At 70.6% G+C, this 16,791-nt stretch carries 15 protein-coding genes; 3 read left to right on the top strand and 12 right to left on the bottom strand.

What is annotated here, in order from left to right:
* Positions 1-203: 203 nt before the first annotated feature.
* The 6 genes from ACWEV3_RS31130 to ACWEV3_RS31155 form a co-directional block, all read right to left on the bottom strand.
* Positions 204-1,451, bottom strand: coding sequence for a pyruvate dehydrogenase complex dihydrolipoamide acetyltransferase (locus ACWEV3_RS31130; RefSeq protein ID WP_452617288.1), 1,248 nt, complete (start codon positions 1,449-1,451; stop codon positions 204-206).
* A 25-nt stretch (positions 1,452-1,476) separates the two neighbouring features.
* Entirely contained in the window at positions 1,477-2,475 is a 999-nt protein-coding gene (locus ACWEV3_RS31135; protein WP_358302905.1) for an alpha-ketoacid dehydrogenase subunit beta, read from the bottom strand.
* A 111-nt stretch (positions 2,476-2,586) separates the two neighbouring features.
* A complete protein-coding gene (pdhA, locus tag ACWEV3_RS31140) occupies positions 2,587-3,687 on the bottom strand; it encodes a pyruvate dehydrogenase (acetyl-transferring) E1 component subunit alpha (RefSeq protein WP_452617289.1) in 1,101 nt (366 codons plus the stop codon).
* Positions 3,688-3,709: 22 nt separating this feature from the next.
* Positions 3,710-5,170: a dihydrolipoyl dehydrogenase gene (gene lpdA, locus ACWEV3_RS31145; protein ID WP_452617290.1), complete on the bottom strand. Its 1,461-nt coding sequence runs from the start codon at positions 5,168-5,170 to the stop codon at positions 3,710-3,712.
* A gap of 312 nt (positions 5,171-5,482) precedes the next feature.
* Positions 5,483-6,259 carry a class I SAM-dependent methyltransferase gene (locus tag ACWEV3_RS31150; protein WP_452617291.1) on the bottom strand — a complete coding sequence of 259 codons (777 nt, stop codon included), beginning with the start codon at positions 6,257-6,259 and terminating at the stop codon, positions 5,483-5,485.
* Positions 6,256-6,693, bottom strand: coding sequence for a DUF2000 domain-containing protein (locus tag ACWEV3_RS31155; protein WP_452617292.1), 438 nt, complete (start codon positions 6,691-6,693; stop codon positions 6,256-6,258). The genes ACWEV3_RS31150 and ACWEV3_RS31155 overlap by 4 nt, the downstream gene beginning before the upstream one ends.
* 111 nt (positions 6,694-6,804) lie before the next feature.
* Between ACWEV3_RS31155 and ACWEV3_RS31160 the strand changes: the two genes are divergently transcribed.
* The gene (locus ACWEV3_RS31160) at positions 6,805-7,260 is read left to right on the top strand and encodes an Lrp/AsnC family transcriptional regulator (protein WP_452617293.1); all 456 of its coding nucleotides are present in this window, start codon (positions 6,805-6,807) and stop codon (positions 7,258-7,260) included.
* Here ACWEV3_RS31160 and ACWEV3_RS31165 read toward each other — a convergent pair.
* Together ACWEV3_RS31165 and ACWEV3_RS31170 are read right to left on the bottom strand one after the other, a co-directional pair.
* Positions 7,244-8,455 carry a M20 metallopeptidase family protein gene (locus tag ACWEV3_RS31165; protein WP_452617294.1) on the bottom strand — a complete coding sequence of 404 codons (1,212 nt, stop codon included), beginning with the start codon at positions 8,453-8,455 and terminating at the stop codon, positions 7,244-7,246. The two genes, ACWEV3_RS31160 and ACWEV3_RS31165, sit on opposite strands and share 17 nt — an antisense overlap.
* A 59-nt stretch (positions 8,456-8,514) precedes the next feature.
* Entirely contained in the window at positions 8,515-9,783 is a 1,269-nt protein-coding gene (locus ACWEV3_RS31170; RefSeq protein WP_452617327.1) for an MFS transporter, read from the bottom strand.
* Between the two features lie 136 nt (positions 9,784-9,919).
* Between ACWEV3_RS31170 and ACWEV3_RS31175 the strand changes: the two genes are divergently transcribed.
* Positions 9,920-10,939, top strand: a complete 1,020-nt coding sequence (locus ACWEV3_RS31175) for an Lrp/AsnC family transcriptional regulator (protein ID WP_452617295.1) — start codon at positions 9,920-9,922, stop codon at positions 10,937-10,939.
* A 32-nt stretch (positions 10,940-10,971) separates the two neighbouring features.
* On the opposite strand, the gene ACWEV3_RS31180 is transcribed toward ACWEV3_RS31175, so the two are convergent.
* Entirely contained in the window at positions 10,972-12,177 is a 1,206-nt protein-coding gene (locus ACWEV3_RS31180) for a M20 metallopeptidase family protein (protein ID WP_452617296.1), read from the bottom strand.
* An 18-nt stretch (positions 12,178-12,195) separates the two neighbouring features.
* Positions 12,196-13,470: an MFS transporter gene (locus ACWEV3_RS31185; RefSeq protein WP_452617297.1), complete on the bottom strand. Its 1,275-nt coding sequence runs from the start codon at positions 13,468-13,470 to the stop codon at positions 12,196-12,198.
* A gap of 78 nt (positions 13,471-13,548) precedes the next feature.
* On the opposite strand from ACWEV3_RS31185, the gene ACWEV3_RS31190 reads away from it, so the two are divergent.
* Positions 13,549-14,610, top strand: coding sequence for an Lrp/AsnC family transcriptional regulator (locus ACWEV3_RS31190; protein WP_452617298.1), 1,062 nt, complete (start codon positions 13,549-13,551; stop codon positions 14,608-14,610).
* Here the strand turns inward: ACWEV3_RS31190 and ACWEV3_RS31195 are convergent.
* Positions 14,607-15,815: a PucR family transcriptional regulator gene (locus tag ACWEV3_RS31195; RefSeq protein WP_452617299.1), complete on the bottom strand. Its 1,209-nt coding sequence runs from the start codon at positions 15,813-15,815 to the stop codon at positions 14,607-14,609. The two genes, ACWEV3_RS31190 and ACWEV3_RS31195, sit on opposite strands and share 4 nt — an antisense overlap.
* A gap of 35 nt (positions 15,816-15,850) precedes the next feature.
* Positions 15,851-16,750, bottom strand: a complete 900-nt coding sequence (locus tag ACWEV3_RS31200) for an acyl-CoA thioesterase (protein ID WP_452617300.1) — start codon at positions 16,748-16,750, stop codon at positions 15,851-15,853.
* Between the last annotated feature and the right edge of the window lie 41 nt (positions 16,751-16,791).

Genomic DNA, 16,791 nt, shown 5'->3' on the forward strand with positions numbered 1-16,791 from the left:
CAACTTCCGCAATTTCAATGGAAATCGGACCTCTGATTTCCATTGAAATTGCGGACCCACCCGCTTGGATGGTCCGATCAGGTGAAAACCGCAGGGGAGGACACCGCTCGGCGCGACGGGGCGGTGAATCCGGTCGGGGCGTGAAAAAGACCCCTTCCGCGAGAGACCGTGTCGTCGCGGAAGGGGCCCAAGTCGTTCGATCGTCAGGCGATGATGCGGATCGGGTCCTCCAGGAGCCCGGTCAGCAGCTGCAGGAACGCCGCGCCGACCGCGCCGTCCACCGCCCGGTGGTCCGCCGACAACGTCGCCCGCAGGATCTTGCGGGCCACGAACTCGCCGTCGCGCACCTGCACCTCGTCGCGGGCCGCGCCGACCGCCAGGATCGCCGCCTCCGGCGGGTTGATCACCGCGCTGAACTGCTCGATGCCGAACATGCCCAGGTTGGAGATCGAGAAGGTGCCGCCGGACATCTCGTCCAGCTTCAGCTTGCCCTCGCGGGCCCGCCCGGCCAGCTCCCGGCTCTCCGCGGCGATCTCCGAGACGCTCTTGCGGTCGGCGTCCTTGATCACCGGCACGACCAGGCCGTTGTCGATGGCCACCGCGACGCCGAGGTTGATGCGCTTGTGCTGCAGCATCTTGTCGCCGGCGAACGAGACGTTCACCGCCGGGTTGGCGCGCAGGGCCGTCGCCACCGCCTTGACGATCAGGTCGTTGACGCTGACCTTCGGGCCGCCCGCGGCCTGCAGGCGCTCGTTGAGGGTCGCCCGGAACGCCATCAGGTCGGTGACGTCGATGGCGCTGGTCAGGTAGAAGTGCGGGGCCTGCTGCTTGCTCTCCGTCAGGCGCTTCGCGGTCACCTTGCGGATGTTGCTGAGCGGGATCTCCTCGACGTCCTCATTGGACACCACCGGAGCGGCGGCCGGAGCCGCGGCCGGGGCCGGAGCAGCGGCGGCCGGGGCGGCCGAGGCGGCGGCCTCGATGTCGGCGCGGATGATCCGCCCGCCGGGGCCGGTGCCCTGCACCGTGGACAGGTCCACGCCCTTCTCCTTGGCGACCGCCTTCGCCAGCGGCGACGCCTTCGGCTTCGCACCCTGCTCGACGGGCGCGGCCGGGGCGGCGGGCTCGGCCGGGGCCGGAGCCTCAGCGGCCGGGGCCTCGGCGGCCGGCGCCGCAGCGGCGGGCGCGGGGGCCGGGGCGGCTTCCGCGGCGGCACCGGAGCCGTCGCCGAGGATCGCGATCGGCGTGCCGATCGGCACCGTCGCACCCGCGTCGACGAGGATCTTCTCCAGCACCCCGTCGTCGTAGGCCTCCAGCTCCATGATGGCCTTGTCGGTCTCGATCTCGGCCATCACTTCGCCGCGCTTGACCTGGTCACCAACGTTCTTGTGCCAGGTCGAGATCACGCCCTCCTCCATCGTGTCGGAGAGCCTCGGCATCTGAATCTCAGTCATGGTCTTCCTCGGGTGAGCACAGGCCTCAGCGGCGGCGGCGACCGACGGCGTCCAGCGTCTGGTGGACAGCGGTGGTCAAGGACTCGGCGGACGGCAGCGCGGCCCGCTCCAACGGCTTGGCGTAGGGCAGCGGGACCTCCGCTGCAGCGACGCGGCGCACCGGGGCGTCCAGGTAGTCGAACGCACCGTCCGAAATGGACGCGGCGACCTCCGCGCCGATGCCGTAGGTCAGCCAGTCGTCCTCGGCGATCACGGCGCAGCCGGTCTTGCGCACCGACTCCACGACGGTGTCGCGGTCCAGCGGCCGCAGGCTGCGCAGATCGACGACCTCGGCGTTGATGCCCTCTTCGGCCTGCAGCTTCTCGGCGACCTGCTGGGCGACCATGGCCATCCGCGAGTAGCCGATGATGGTGATGTCGGTGCCCTGCTTGGTCACCTTCGCCTTGCCGATCTCGGCGGGCTCGACGACGTCCGGGACCTCGCCCTTGGTGTTGTACAGCGCGAGGTTCTCCAGGAACAGCACCGGGTCGTTGTCCCGGATGGACGCCAGCAGCAGCGCCTTGGCGTCGGCCGGGGTGCTCGGCGCGACGACCTTCAGGCCCGGCACGAACGCGTAGTACAGCTCGATGTTCTGCGAGTGGGTGGCGCCCAGCTGCTGGCCGCCGCCGCCCGGCGTGCGCAGCACCATCGGCACGCTGGTCTGCCCGCCGAACATGCCGTAGATCTTGGCCGCGTGGTTGACGATCTGGTCCAGCGCGATCAACGAGAAGTTGATCGTCATCAGTTCGACGACCGGCCGCAGGCCGAGCATGGCGGCGCCGACCGCGGCGCCGACGAAGCCCTCTTCGGCGATCGGGGTGTCGCGCACGCGCTTCTCGCCGAATTCCTTCAGCAGCCCGGCGGTGATCTTGTAGGAGCCTTCGAAGACCCCGATTTCCTCGCCGATGAGGAAGACGTCCTCATCGCGCAGCATTTCTTCGCGAAGCGTGTCGTGCAACGCTTGGCGATAAGAGATGACGGCCAAGGGTTTTTCTCCTGCACAAAAGCATTGGTGAACCCCGTGGACCTCTCCATCGGCGTCGGAGAGATCCACGGGATCTGTGGCGGGGTGTCGCGAAATCGCGGGGCAGAAGCCTCAGAAGACCGGGTCGGCCGGCAGGCGCCGCGAGTCGTTGGCCACCGGGGTGGCGTAGGTGTAGTCGAACAGCGTCGAGGGGTCCGGGTGCGGGCTGTCGTCGGCGAACGCGACCGCCGCGTCTGCCTCGGCCTGCGCCTTGCGCTCGATCTCCACGGCGGCGTCCTCGTCGAGGATGCCCGCCTCGATCAGCTCGGCCCGGAAGTTCGCCACCGGGTCGGCCTGCTTGGCCTTCTCGATCGAGTCCTCGCTGCGGTACTTGGCCGGGTCGACCACCGAGTGGCCCTTCAGCCGCTCGCTGACGGCCTCCAGCAGCGCCGGGCGGCCGTTCTCGCGGGCCTCCTCGACCAGGCGGGTCGCCGCGTCCCGGACAGCCAGCACGTCGTTGCCGTCCACCCGCTCGCCGTGCATCCGGTAGGCGGCGGCGCGCTTGAACAGGTCCGGCTCGGCGGAGGACTTGTCGACCGTGGTGCCCATCCCGAGCTGGTTGTTGATCACCACGAACACCACCGGCAGGTTCCACAGCGCGGCGATGTTCAGCGCCTCGTGGAAGGCGCCGATGTTGGTGGTGCCGTCGCCCATCTGGCACATCACGACCTGGTCGCCGCCGCGGTAGTCGATGGCCATCGCCGCGCCGGTGGCCAGCGGGACCTGCCCACCGACGATGCCGTAGCCGCCCAGCAGCCCGGCCTCGACGTCGAACATGTGCATCGAGCCGCCCCAGCCCTTGGAGGTGCCGGTGGTGCGGCCGTACAGCTCGGCCATGACGCGGCCGGGCTCGATGCCCTTGGCGATCGCGTAGCCGTGCTCGCGGTAGTTGGTGAACAGCAGATCGCTCTTGCGCAGCGCCCGCATCAGGCCGACGACGGTGGCTTCCTCGCCGAGGTTGAGGTGGCAGTAGCCGCCGATCTTGGCCTGGGTGTAGCCCTGGGCCGCGCGCTCCTCGAAGCGGCGGATCAGGGTCATCTCGTAGAAGTAGTCCTTCAGGAGCTCCGGCGACTCACCGGCGAACCGTCCGCCGCCGGAGCCGCGTACCGAACCGGCGCGGCGCGACTTGGTGGCGCGAGTGGCAGGCTTGGTGCGGGTAGCAGTCTGTGCCATCACAGATCCCCTTCTCGTTCGCTCAGCGCTTCTTCGGCGGCGCGACGTGGACCGGCAGGCCGAGCGCGGACATCGCCGCCTCCATGCCGATCTCGCCCAGGGTCGGGTGCGCGTGGATGGTCTCGGCGAGTTCGTCGAGGGTGGCCTCCAGGGCCATGGCGAGGGCGCCCTCGGTGATCAGGTCGCTGGCGGAGTGCCCGATGATGTGCACGCCCAGCACCTCGCCGTACTTCTTGCCAGCGACGATCTTCATGAAGCCCTCGGTGTCGCCGTAGCTCTGCGCGCGACCGAGCGCGGCGAACGGGAACTTGGCGGCGACCACCTCGTGGCCGGCCTCGATCGCCTTGGCCTCGGTGAGCCCGACGCTGGCGATCTCCGGGTGGGTGAAGGTGGCGGCCGGGATGACGTTGTAGTCGATCGCGGCGTGGTGCCCGGCGATCGTCTCGGCGGCGACCACGCCCTGGTGCGACGCGACGTGCGCGAGCAGCGCCTTGCCGGTGACGTCACCGATCGCGTAGACGTGCTCGACGTTGGTGCGCAGCTTGTCGTCGACGGTGATGAAGCCGCGCTCGCTGGTGGCGACGCCGGTCTTAGCCAGGTCCAGGTTGGCGGTGTTGGGCTTGCGGCCGACGCCGACGAGCACCACGTCCGCGTCGATCTGCTGCGGCTTGGCGCCGTCCACGGTGACCTTCAGGCCGTCGGCGGCCTGGTCGACGCGGGACACGGTCGCCTCGGTGAGCACCTTGATGCCGCGCTTGGTGAACGAGCGGCCCAGCGCCTTGCCGACCTCGACGTCCTCGGCGGGCACCAGGGTCTTCTGCATCTCGATGATGCTGACCTCGCTGCCGAGGGTGGCGAACAGGGTCGCCCATTCGGCGCCGACCGCGCTGCCGCCGATGATCGCGATGCGCTTCGGCACCTCGGTGAGCCCGAAGGCGCCGTCGGAGGTGATCACGCCGGGCAGGTCCGCGCCGGGCAGCGGCAGCTGCACGGGGACCGAGCCGGTGGCGATGATGACGTCGCGGGCCCTGACCTGCTCGATGGGCTGCGCGCCGGCCGGTTCGGCGGCGTAGCGCGGGCCGTCGGCGCCCAGCGGCGACTCACCGGTGGCGTAGACGTCCACGGTGGTCGGGCCGGTGAACCGGGCGTGGCCGTTGATCACGGTGACGCCGTTGCTCTTGAGCAGGCCGGCGACGCCGTCGGTGAGGCCCTTGACGACGGCGCTCTTGCGACGCGTGATCGCGTCGTAGTCGACGGTGACGTTCTCGACGTTCACCCCGAAATCGGCCGCGTGCAGCACGGTTTCGTACACCTCGGCCGAACGCAGCATCGCCTTGGTGGGGATGCAGCCCCAGTTCAGGCAGACCCCGCCGGGCCGCTCCTTTTCCACCACGGCGACCGCGAGGCCGCGCTGCGCGGCCCGGATCGCGGCGACGTATCCGCCGGGGCCACCGCCCACCACGAGAAGGTCGAACTCCTGCACTTCGCTGTGCTCCTTTGACTGCACGCGCCGGTTACGGAAAGCCCGGATCGAGCGGGCAATTCTCACTGTGAGTGTCGTGAGCACGACCACTCCCGCGCTATGCCCGCTCGCCCAGACTTCTCACATAACGGATGTGCAGAACGCACATTCCCACGCGTGACACACACAACATGTAACGCGATCATCACCGACAGTATTCGAGACGCCGATCACGTGACCCGAGACACACCCAGGCACGAAAAAGCAAGCGGCGGCGCCGACTCGAAGTCGACGCCGCCGCCAGCAGCCCGAAATATGCGCTTTGACCGAATGTCACGCTTGCACAGTCAAGCGCCTGACCGCGTGAAGTGTGCACAGCCCCTGCGGCCCGACGACGTCGCGCCGGATCTCCAGACCCGCCACCCGGCACTGCTCGGTCAACCACGCCGGGGGCAGTCGCAGCTTGGGGTAGCTGCTCACCGCGAGCTCCCACCGATCTCCGGAGCGTACGTGCAGGAGGTCGTGGACGAGCACGGTGTTGTCGTCGGGGTATTCGAGGAAGCAGGTCAGGATCCGGTCCTCCGTGCTGCGGACCGGGAGGAAGCGGTCCGGGCCCGCCAGCTCCCGCGTCAGGTCGCGGTAGGTGGCGACGAAGTGGCCGCCTGGGCGGAGCGCGCGGGCGACGTCGCCTATCAGGCTGGAAACGTCCTCCCTCGCGGGCAGGTGCGGGAGCGTGTCGCCCATGCACACGACAGCGGTGGCCCCGCCGGGCTCGACGACCTCGGGAAGGGCGTCGCGGATGTCGCCGTGCACGGGCCGGATCGCTTGCCCCGCCTCGGAATCCGCCGCGTGCGCGCCGAGTTCGTCGAGCAGCCGGGAACTGGTGTCCACCGCGATCACCCGGGCGAAGCCGAGCCGGGCCAGCGCCAGCGATTGCACGCCGGGGCCGCACCCGAGGTCGACGGCGACGGCGTCGTCGGTGTGCGCCCGGACGCCGAGCTCGCGGAGGAGTTCCAGTTGCGCCGAAGCGGCCGCCTCGATGTCTCCGCCGAGCATCCAGGTGTAGTGCTCGGCGAGGAGGCGGTCGTAGTGGTCGGCGGCCGCGGTCACGCGGCTCCCTCCTGATCGGCGCTGCCCAGCAGCGGGAGCCGTTTGGTCAGGGCGGTCACCCGGTTCCGCGGACCGAAGATCGCCACCGCGGCCTGCGCGACCTCGTCGCCCGGCGTCCCGGACAGCGTGCGGAGGTAGTCGTCGTAGTCGCGGGCGCGGCGGGCGACCTCGTTGAACCCCACGACGGTCAGATCCTCCCGCTGCTGGGCGCGGTCGTGCAGGTCGCGCAGCCGGTCGGCGTCGGCCACCAGCACCGGGACCGGGTTCGGGTTCAGCCCGGCGTGCACGCCGCCGGAGGCGTCCGCGCCGTCGGCGGCGAGCAGGTGCGGCAGCCGGCCGCCCATGCTCAACCCGACGACCACGGCGGCGTTCACGGCCTCGCCCGCCTCCAGATCCGACCGGACGACGAGAACCAGCTTGGTCGGCAGTGCCACGACTTCCCCTTCGAACGTTCGAGTATTCCTGACGCGAAAAGGTAGTCATTTGAGCGACGTTGGGAACTGCATTCCGATCGTTTGTTTGATATTGGTGGCACAATGCCGACCATGGACGAACTTGATTCGGCGATCGTCGAGCAACTCCAGGCAGATGCGCGGCAGTCCAACCGGGAGCTCGCCCGGAAGCTCGGCATCGCCCCCTCGACCTGCCTGGAACGGGTCCGCTCCCTCACCCAGCGCGGCGTGATCCGCGGCTACCACGCCGACATCGACCTGAACGCGCTCAACCGCGGCGTGCAGGCGTTCATCGCCGTCCAGGTCCGCCCGCTCAGCCGGACCGTCATCGACGCCTTCAAGGACGCCGTGGGGAAGATGCCCGAGGTGCTGGCGGTGTTCGTGCTCGCCGGCGGCGACGACTTCCTGCTGCACGTCGCGGTCCAGGACCTCGACCGCCTGCACTCGTTCCTCGTCGACCGGCTGAGCAAGCGCCGCGAGATCGTCAGCTTCCGCAGCTCGGTGATCTACCAGCGCGAGCACAGCACCGTGCTCAGCGCCCTGCCCTGAGCAACGGCTGCCGCCGGACGGCCAACGCGGCGTACGCCGCCGCTCCGTCGCCGAGCACCGCGTCGTCGAACCGGGCTCGCGGCGAGTGGTTGTTCGGCGCCTTCTCCGGGTCGAGGTCTTCCGGGCAGGCGCCCAGGGAGATCATCGCTCCGGGGATCTCGTCGAGCACCCTGGAGAAGTCCTCCGAAGCGCCGAGCGGCTGGGGCGCCGGGGCGAAGCGGTTCTCGCCGTGCAGCTCCCGCAGGGCGTCCGCGACGAACTCCGCCTCCGCCTCGTCGTTGACCGTCACCGGGTACTGCTCGACGAACTCCGCTCGCACCTCCGCCCCGTGCGCCGCGGCGATGCCCTCGCAGACCTGGACCGAGCCGTCCTTGACCACCGACTGGGCCTGCCGGGAGAAGGACCGGACGGTCGCGGCGAAGGTCACCTCGTCGGGGATGACGTTGTCCTGGGTGCCGCCGTGGATCGTGCCGACCGTCAGCACCACCGGGTCGAAGATGTCGAACCGGCGGGTCACGAAGGCCTGCAGCGCCAGGACCATCTCGCACGCCACCGGCACCGGGTCCACCGCCCGGAACGGCGCCGAACCGTGCCCGCCCCTCCCCCGGACCGTCACCACCAGCCGGTTCGACGCCGAGAGCATCGGCCCGCCGCGAGTCGTGAAGAGACCGCGGCGCAGCGAGGAGATCACGTGCAGCGCGTAGGCCGCGTCGGGCTTGCGCCCGGACGCGGACAAGAGGCCTTCCTCCAGCATCCGCGCCGCGCCGTCGTAGCCCTCCTCCCCCGGCTGGAACATGAACACCACATCCCCGGCGAGCTGATCCCGGCGCGGCGCCAGCAGTTTCGCCGCACCCAACAACATCGTCGTGTGCAGATCATGACCGCAGGCGTGCATCCGCCCGTCGCCGGCGGCGAAGTCCAGCCCGGTCTCCTCCGCCACCGGCAACGCATCCATGTCCCCGCGCAGCAGCACCGTGGAACCCTGCCGGGCTCCGCGCAGCACCGCCGTGACCGAGCTGAGCCCGGCACCCGCCGACACCTCCAGACCCAGTCCGTCCAATTCGGACAGGACCCGCTCCTGGGTGCGCGGCAGCTGCAACCCCAGCTCCGGAGCGCGGTGCAGATCATGGCGAATCCGCACCAGATCCGGGTGCAGTGCACGGGCATCGTCCAACAACGTCGGCAGAGCGATCATGGGAGTCCGTTCTCGTCAGGATGTGCGCGCGACTGGTTTCCGCTTGCGGCAGCGGCAGATCAGCCGCGTCTGAGCACCGCGGTCCCCAGCAGCGTGATGACGGCGGTACCGGCGGCGAACCACGGAACCGCGGTCAGGTGCCCGAGCGCCGCGAGCCCCTCCGCCAGCAGCGGGAAGGTGCCGCCGAACAGCGCCACCGCGAGGGTGAACGGCACGCCCATCGCCACGACCCGCACCGCCACCGGGAAGACCTCGCTGTAGAGCACGTTCGCCACGGCCGTGGTCGGCGCGACGCCGAGCACGAGGTAGCTGGTCGCCACCGCCCACATCGGCAACCAGCCCTGGGCGAGCGCGATCATCAGCGGCACCGTGCTCAACGCCAGCAGCAGGGCCCCGATGCGGAACACCGCCATGCCTCCGAAACGATCGGCCAGCAGCCCCGAAACCACCATCGCGGCGATCAGCGCGAGCAGGCTCGGGATCATCTCCAGGTCGGACGCGGCGGAATGGACGACGCCGACCTGCGCGGCGTACTCGGGCAGGTAGACGGTGCCGAAGTAGACGCCGACCGTCGTGCCGGTGGTCATCAGGAACACCGCGAGCATGTTCCGGGCATGCTTCAGCAGCTTCGGCCGCGGCGCCGAGGTTGCCCTACCAGCCTCGAACTCCTCGCTCTCGGCGGCGGTGCTTCGCACCCAGAACGCCACGAGCCCGAAGAGCGCCGCCACGACGAATGCGATCCGCCAGCCACCGTCGGAGACCCCCTGCGTGCCCTGGAAGAGCAGCAGTCCGCCGACCACCGCGAAGCAGAGAATGTTGCCGATGAACGCCCCGGTGTAGGACAGGCCGCTGTAGAAGAACTTGCGGTGCGACGGCGCGGTTTCGGTGATGTAGGCCGCGACGCTCGGGTTCTCCCCGCCCATCGCGATCCCCTGCAAGGCGCGCAGCAGCACCAGCAGCACCGGAGCCGCGACCCCGATCGTCGCCGCGGTGGGCAGCGCCGCGATCAGCAGGCTGCCGAGGCAGATCGTGGCCATGCTGACGATCAATGCGAACCGCCGGCCCCGCGCGTCGGCGATCCGGCCGAGCAGGTAGCTGCCGAACGGCCGGACCACGAAGCCCACCGCGAATCCCGCGTACGCCGAGAGCAGCTTGGTCAGCTCGTCGTCCCCGGCGAACATCTGCGATGCGAAAAACGGCGCCAGAATCGCGTAGATCGTCCAGTCGAAGGACTCGACGATCCCGCCGACCGTTCCGGCGATCAGTTCGCGACGCCCCTTCGGGGAAACCGCCGCTCGCCCTGGCCGCGCTGCCAGGGCCCCATCCACCTGCGCCAACACTCACCTCCGAGGTGTGTTCGTGCCGAGCAGCGTGCGAGCCGGTGTAGCCCTCGGAAAGGAACCTGCGCGAGAATGCAGGAAAAAGCGCAAGGATTGGAGGGCGATGCAGGAAAAGGATCGAGAGTTGGACGAGCTGGACCGCTCGATCCTGCACGCGCTGCAGATCTCACCCCGCGCCTCGTGGACCGAGGTGGGCCGGGTGCTGGACGTGGACGCGGTCACCGCGGCGCGGCGCTGGGATCGGCTGCGCAGCACCGGCCGGGCCTGGACGACCTGCTATCCGGGGGTCCGGCTGATCGACGCGATCTTCACGGCTTACGTCGAGGTCGACGTGCAGTCCGGCCGGGCGATGGAGGTGGCCCGGACGCTGGCGACCTACCCGCAGGTGGCCACGGTCGAACACCTGGCGGGAGGCCGGGACCTGCTGATCATGGTGCTGGTCCAGGACCTCGGCGCGCTGTCGGAGCTGGTGTCCGAGCGCATCTCCGCGCTGCCCGGCGTCGCCCGCACCCGCGCCGCGCTGGGCACCCGGGTGTTCACCGAAGGCTCCCGGTGGCGGCTGCGCAGCCTCACCGCCGCCCAGCAGCGGCAGCTGGCCCGACCGGCCGCCGACCGGCCGCGCGCCGACCTCGACGAGCACGACCACCGGCTGATCACCGCCCTGTCCCGGGACGCCCGGGCGCCCGCGGTCGAGCTGGCCCGGGAGACCGGGCTGAGCGCGCCGAACGTCCGTCGCCGCATCGCCGGGCTGGCGCACCACGGCGACGCCGTGCTGCGGTGCGAGGTCGCCCGCGGCCTCACCGGCTGGCCGATCGCAGCGACCCTCTGGGCCAGCGTGCCGCCCGGCGAGCTCGACAAGGTCGTGCAGGGCCTGAGCGCCCTGCCCGAACTGCGGATGTGCTCATCGGTCACGGGCCCGCACAACCTGCTGTTCACGCTGTGGCTGAAGTCCGTGGCCGACCTGGCACGCCTGGAAGCGCTGCTGGCCGACCGCCTGCCCCAGCTGCACCTCGTGGACCGGGCGGTGACGCTGCGCATGGTGAAGCTGATGGGCAGGCTGCTCGACGAGGACGGCCACGAGTCCGGCTGCGTCCCGATCAACCCGTGGTCCCCGCCGAAGCAGCTGCCGGATCCCCGCAGGTAGGGGCGGCACCGAATCGGCACCGCCCCTGCGAGTCAGTCGCCCGACTGCTGGCGTTGCACCGCCAGCGCCGCGTATGCGACGGCTCCGTCGCCGAGGACTGCGTCGTCGAATCGCGCTCGGGGCGAGTGGTTGTTCGGCGCGTTCGCCACATCGAGGTCGTCCGGGCAGGCGCCGAGGGCGATCATCGCGCCCGGCACCTCGTCGAGCACCCGGGAGAAGTCCTCGGAACCGGCGACCGGGTTGGGTGCCGGGGCGAAGCGCTCCTCGCCGTGCAGCTCGCGCAGGGTGTCGGTCACGAACGACGTCTCGGCCACGTCGTTGACCGTCACCGGGTACAACTCGACGAACTCCGCGTCCAGCTCGGCTCCGTGCGCGGCCGCGATGCCTTCGCACACCCGGATCGAGCCGTCCTTGACCACCGCCTGCGCCTGCGGCGAGAACGACCGGACCGTCGCGGCGAAGGTGACCTCGTCGGGGATGACGTTCTCCTGGGTACCGCCGTGGATCATGCCCACCGTCAGCACCACCGGGTCGAAGATGTCGAACCGCCGGGTCACGAACGACTGGAGCGCGGTGACCATCTCGCACGCCACCGGCACCGGGTCCACCGCCCGGAACGGCGCCGAACCGTGGCCGCCGCGCCCGCGGACGGTCACCCGCAACCGGTTCGACGCCGAGAGCATCGGCCCGCCGCGAGTCGTGAACACACCGCGCTTGATCCACGACGACATCACGTGCAGGGCGTAGGCCGCGTCGGGCTTGCGGCCGCTGGCGTCGAGCAGCCCCTCTTCGATCATCCGCGCCGCGCCGTCGTAGCCCTCCTCCCCCGGCTGGAACATGAAGACCACATCGCCTGAGAGCTGATCCCGGCGCGGGGCGAGCAGTTTCGCCGCGCCGAGCAGCATCGTGGTGTGCAGGTCGTGCCCGCAGGCGTGCATCCGCCCGTCGCCGGCGGCGAAGTCCAGCCCGGTCTCCTCCGCCACGGGCAGCGCGTCCATGTCCCCGCGCAGCAGCACCGTCGGACCGGGCCGGGCTCCGCGCAGCACCGCCGTGACGGAGCTGACCGATTCCCCGGTGGACACCTCCAGCCCCAGACCATCCAATTCGGACAGAACCCGTTCCTGGGTGCGCGGCAGCTGCAACCCCAGCTCCGGAATCTGGTGCAGGCCGTGGCGGATCTGCACCAGATCCGGGTGCAGTGCACGGGCATCGTCGAGCAAGGTCGACAAGGAAGTCATGGCAATCCTTCTCCGAATTCAGTCCTGTTTGAACAGCGCGGTGCCCACCAGCGCGATGACGGCGACGGTGGCGGCCACCCAGGGCACCGCGGCGAGGTACCCGGCCGCGCCGAGGCCTTGGGCCAGCAGCGGGAAGGTGCCGCCGAACAACGCGATCGAGAGGGTGGGCGGGACGCCCATGCACACCACCCGCACCTCGACCGGGAATCCGCGCGCGGACAGCACGTTGGCCAGCGCGATGGTCGGCGCGACGCCGAGCACCAGGTAGAGGGTCGTCACCGCCCACACCGGCAACCAGCCCTGCGCGAGCGCCGTCATCAGCGGCACCGTGCACAACGCCAGCAGCACCAACCCGATCCGGAACACCCGCATGCCGCCGAAGCGGTCCCCCAGGATCCCGAACAACGCCATCGCGGCGATCAGCAGCAGCAGGCTGGGGATCATGCTCAGGTTCGAGCTCGCGGCCGGCGCCGCACCGACCTGCGTCGCGTACTCCGGCATGTAGGTCGTGCCCAGGTAGTAGCCGACCGTCACCCCGGTGGTCATCAGGAAGACCGCGACCATGTTCCGCATGTGCCCGGCCAGCTTCGGCCGCTGCGCTTCGCGCTTGCCGCTCTCGAACTCGCCGCTCTCCGCCGCGATGCTGCGCACCCAGAACGCCAGCACGCCGAACACCGCCGCGATGACGAACCCGATCCGCCAGCCGCCGTCCGCGACGCCGGGCTTGCCCATCACGAGCAGCAGCACGCCCACGACCGCGAAGCACAGGACGTTGCCGATGATCACGCCGCTGTAGGACAGGGCGCTGAACAAGAACTTGCGGTTCGACGGTGCCGTCTCGCTGATGTACGCGGCCACGCTGGGCGCTTCCCCGCCCATCGCGACGCCCTGCAGCGCCCGCAGCAGCACCAGCAGCACCGGAGCCGCGACCCCGATCGACGCCGCAGTGGGCAGCAGCGCGATCAGCAGGCTGCCGAGGCAGATGGCGATCATGCTGACCATCAGCGCGAACCGGCGACCTCGCGCGTCTGCGAGCCGCCCCAGCAGGTAGCTGCCGAAGGGCCGGACCACGAAGCTCACCGCGAAGCCCGCGTAGGCGGCCAGCAGCTTGATCAGCTCGTTGTTCCCGGCGAACATCTGCGACGCGAAGTACGGCGCCAGCACCGCGTAGATCGTCCAGTCGAAGGACTCGACGACGCCGCCCACCGTGCCGGCGAGCAGCTCCCGGCGCCCCTTCGCCGGGGCCGCCGATCTCCCTGGTCGCGCTGCCAGGGTTTCGTCCACCTGCGTCACGCTCACCTCCGAGGTGCTTTCGTTCGGAGCAGCGTGCGACCCGGCGGCAAAGATCGATAGAAACTCGCGCGAGAATGCATGGAAGAGCTCGAAGGGCAGGTCTGGATGCACGAAACGTCACTCGACGAGCTGGATCGCTCGATCCTGCACGCGCTCCAGATCTCGCCGCGCGCCACCTGGACCGAGATCGGTGGCGTGCTCGGCGTGGATTCGGCCACCGTCGGGCGGCGCTGGGAACGGCTGCACGCGGCGGGTCTCGCCTGGACGACCTGCTACCCCGGGATGCGGCTGGCCGGCTCGATCTGCATGGCCTTCATCGAGATCGACGTGCAGTCCGGGCAGCAGGTGGCGGTCGGCCGCCAGCTCGCGACCTACCCGCAGGTGATCACCGTCGAGCACATGGCAGGCGGCCGGGACCTGCTGATCACCGTGATGATCCGGGATCTCGGCGCGCTCTCCGAACTGCTGTCCGACCGCATCTCGCCGCTGCCGGGCGTCGTGCGCACCCGCGCCGCACTGGGCACCAAGGTCTTCACCGAGGGATCCAGCTGGCGGCTCCGCGCGCTGACGCCGTCCCAGCAGCGCCGACTGGCCCGCCCGACCGCGACGGACCTGCCGCCCGCGACCGACCTCGAAGAACGCGACCGGAGGCTGATCACCGCGCTGTCCCGCAACGGCCGGGCGACCGCGGTCGAGCTCGGCCAGGAGACCGGCCTGAACGCGCCCAGCGTGCGCCGGCGGCTGGCCGGGCTGACGCACAACGGCGGCCTGTCGCTGCGCTGCGAGATCGCGCGCGACCTGACCGACTGGCCGGTCTCGGCGAGCCTGTGGGCGAGCGTGCCGCCGGGACAGCTGGACAAGGTGGTGCAAGGCCTGCGGGCGCTGCCCGAACTCCGGCTGTGCGCATCCGTCACGGGCCCGCAGAACCTGCTGTTCACGGTGTGGCTGAAGTCGGTGGCCGACGTCGGACGCCTGGAAGCGCTGCTCGGCGAGCGCCTCCCCCAACTGCAGCTGGTCGACCGAGCGGTGGCGCTCCGGCAGGTCAAGCTGATGGGCAGACTCCTGGACGGCAACGGCCACGCCGGGGGCTGCGTCCCGATCGACCCCTGGCTACCCCCGAAGTCCCTACCGGCCGCCTAGTCCCGCAAGCCGTCGCGGAGGCGCAGCGCGGACAGCGCCAGCGACAGCGACACGTACGCCGAGCGGCCGTAGAGGGGCTGGCCGATCAGCGACGTGATGCGGTGCAGTCGGTTGAGGACCGTGTTGCGGTGGCAGTGGAGGCGGACCGCCGCGTTGGCCGTCGAGCAGTTCTCCTCCAGCCAAGCCGCCAGGGTGTCCAGCAGCATGTCGCGCTCCTTGACCGGCAACTCCAGGATCGGGCCCAGCTGGGACTCCAGCATCCGCTGCGCCAGGTCCGGCGACTGCACCAGCAGCGCCTCCGGATACCGCTCCTCCAGGGTCACCAGCTCCGCGGCGCCGTACGACGAGGTGCCCAGCGTGGTGAGCGCGAGCTGGTGGGCGAGCCCCACCTCCGCGAGACCGCGCACCGGCGGCGACACCGCGACCCGGCCGCGCGCCAGCGGTCGCAGCGCGTCCAGCGCGAGGTCCTTGCTCCGCTGCTCCAGCGCCACCAGGCCCACCAGCGAATCGGCGCGCACCTGCCAGACGGAGCGGAAGTGCAAGGCGCTCAAGGCGTCCTGGTGCCCGCGCAGCGCGAAGCCGCCGTCGCTGGTCAGGTCGGCGACGATCGCCAGGTACCGCCCGCCGGTGGGCAGGTCGAGCTCCTTCGCGGTGCGCTGCGCGAAGGCGATGTCGCGCGCGCGGCCCGCGAGCAGGTCCTCGACCATGGCGTGGCGCCGCTGGTCGTCGCGGCGCAGCCGCTCCAGCTCGGTGTTGCGGTAGGACGTCGACAGCGTCGAGGACAGGCCGTCGATGACCGTCCAGATCGACGTCGCGACGCCCAGCACCGAGTCGGGGTCGGCGCCGTCCTGGTGCGCCTGGTCGACCAGCGCCTCCCAGGCGATGCGGCCGCCCAGCCGGAACGTCCGCAGCATCACCTCCAGCGGCACGCCCTGCTCGGCGCGGCGGCGGCCGATCGCGGCCGCCACGTCGTCGCCGTCCGGCCCGGCGACCTCGCCGCTGAGGATCTGCAGGATGCGTTCGAGGTACTGCCGGCAGCCCTCCCAGAGGTCCTCCTTGGGAACGGGGCTGTAGTCGGTCCACTCCGGGTTGTCGGTGAAGATCGCGGCCATCAACCGCTCGGTGAGAGCGGGCACGTCGGCGAGGCGGGCCCGGGCCAGCGCGTGGGTGACTTCGGCGGCGGAGTCGGCAGGATCTGCTACCACACCCAGGAACGATACCGGCCACCCGTTGCCCGGCCTCATCGCTCGATCCGCAGCAATCCCTCCTGGGCGACCGTCGCCACGTGGCGGCCGGAACGGTCGAAGACGTTGCCGCGTCCAAGCACCCGACCGCCCGCCGCAACCGGGCAGTCCTGGTCGTAGAGCAGCCACTCGTCGGCGCGGAGGTCTTCGTGGAACCACATCGCGTGATCCAGACTGGCCAGCTGCAGCCCCTTGGCGTGCCGGTCGACGCCGTGCAGCAGGAACACCGGCTCCAGCAAGGTCATGTCCGAGGCGTAGGCCAGCGCGCAGGCGTGCAGCAGCGGATCGTCCGGCAGCTTCTCCGGGGCGCGCATCCACACCAGGTGCCGGGAGGCGTCGCTCGGCTCGACGGGTGGCGCATCAGTACTGCGGCGCGAAGCGCCTCCATGGGGGGTGGCGGTCGGGAGACGGGTGGGCGGGTCGTCGACGTGGCGGAGCTCGATCGCGCGGGGCTTGCGCCACCAGTCCGGGACCGGCACGTCGGAGTCGGCGAAGCGCTCGTGCAGCGGCAGGAGCTCCTCGGGCTCGGTGGCCCGCGGGAATTCCGCCTGGTGCCGCACGCCGTCGCGGCCGCGCTGGAAGGAGACCAGCGCGGTGAACACCTCGACCCCGCCCTGGCGGGCGATCACCCGCCGCGCCGAGGTGGCCCCGCCGTCCCGGATTCTGTCCACTGTGTACTCGACGAGGTCGGTCGGGTCCGCGGGCCGGACGAACAGCGCGTGCATCGAGTGCACCGGCCGGTCGTCGGCGACCGTGCGCCCCGCCGCGGCGATCGACTGGGCGAGCAGCAGCCCGCCGAACAGGCGGAGCTTCGGCATCGGCTGGGTGCGGCCGAGGAATCGGTCGGCGTCCGGCTCGGCCAGGTCGAGCAGGTCCTGCAAGCGGGGTACGTCCATGACCCGAATCAACTACGCACAACTGGTGGTATCAAGTTGCA

The sequence above is a fragment of the Saccharopolyspora sp. NPDC003752 genome (assembly GCF_053605825.1).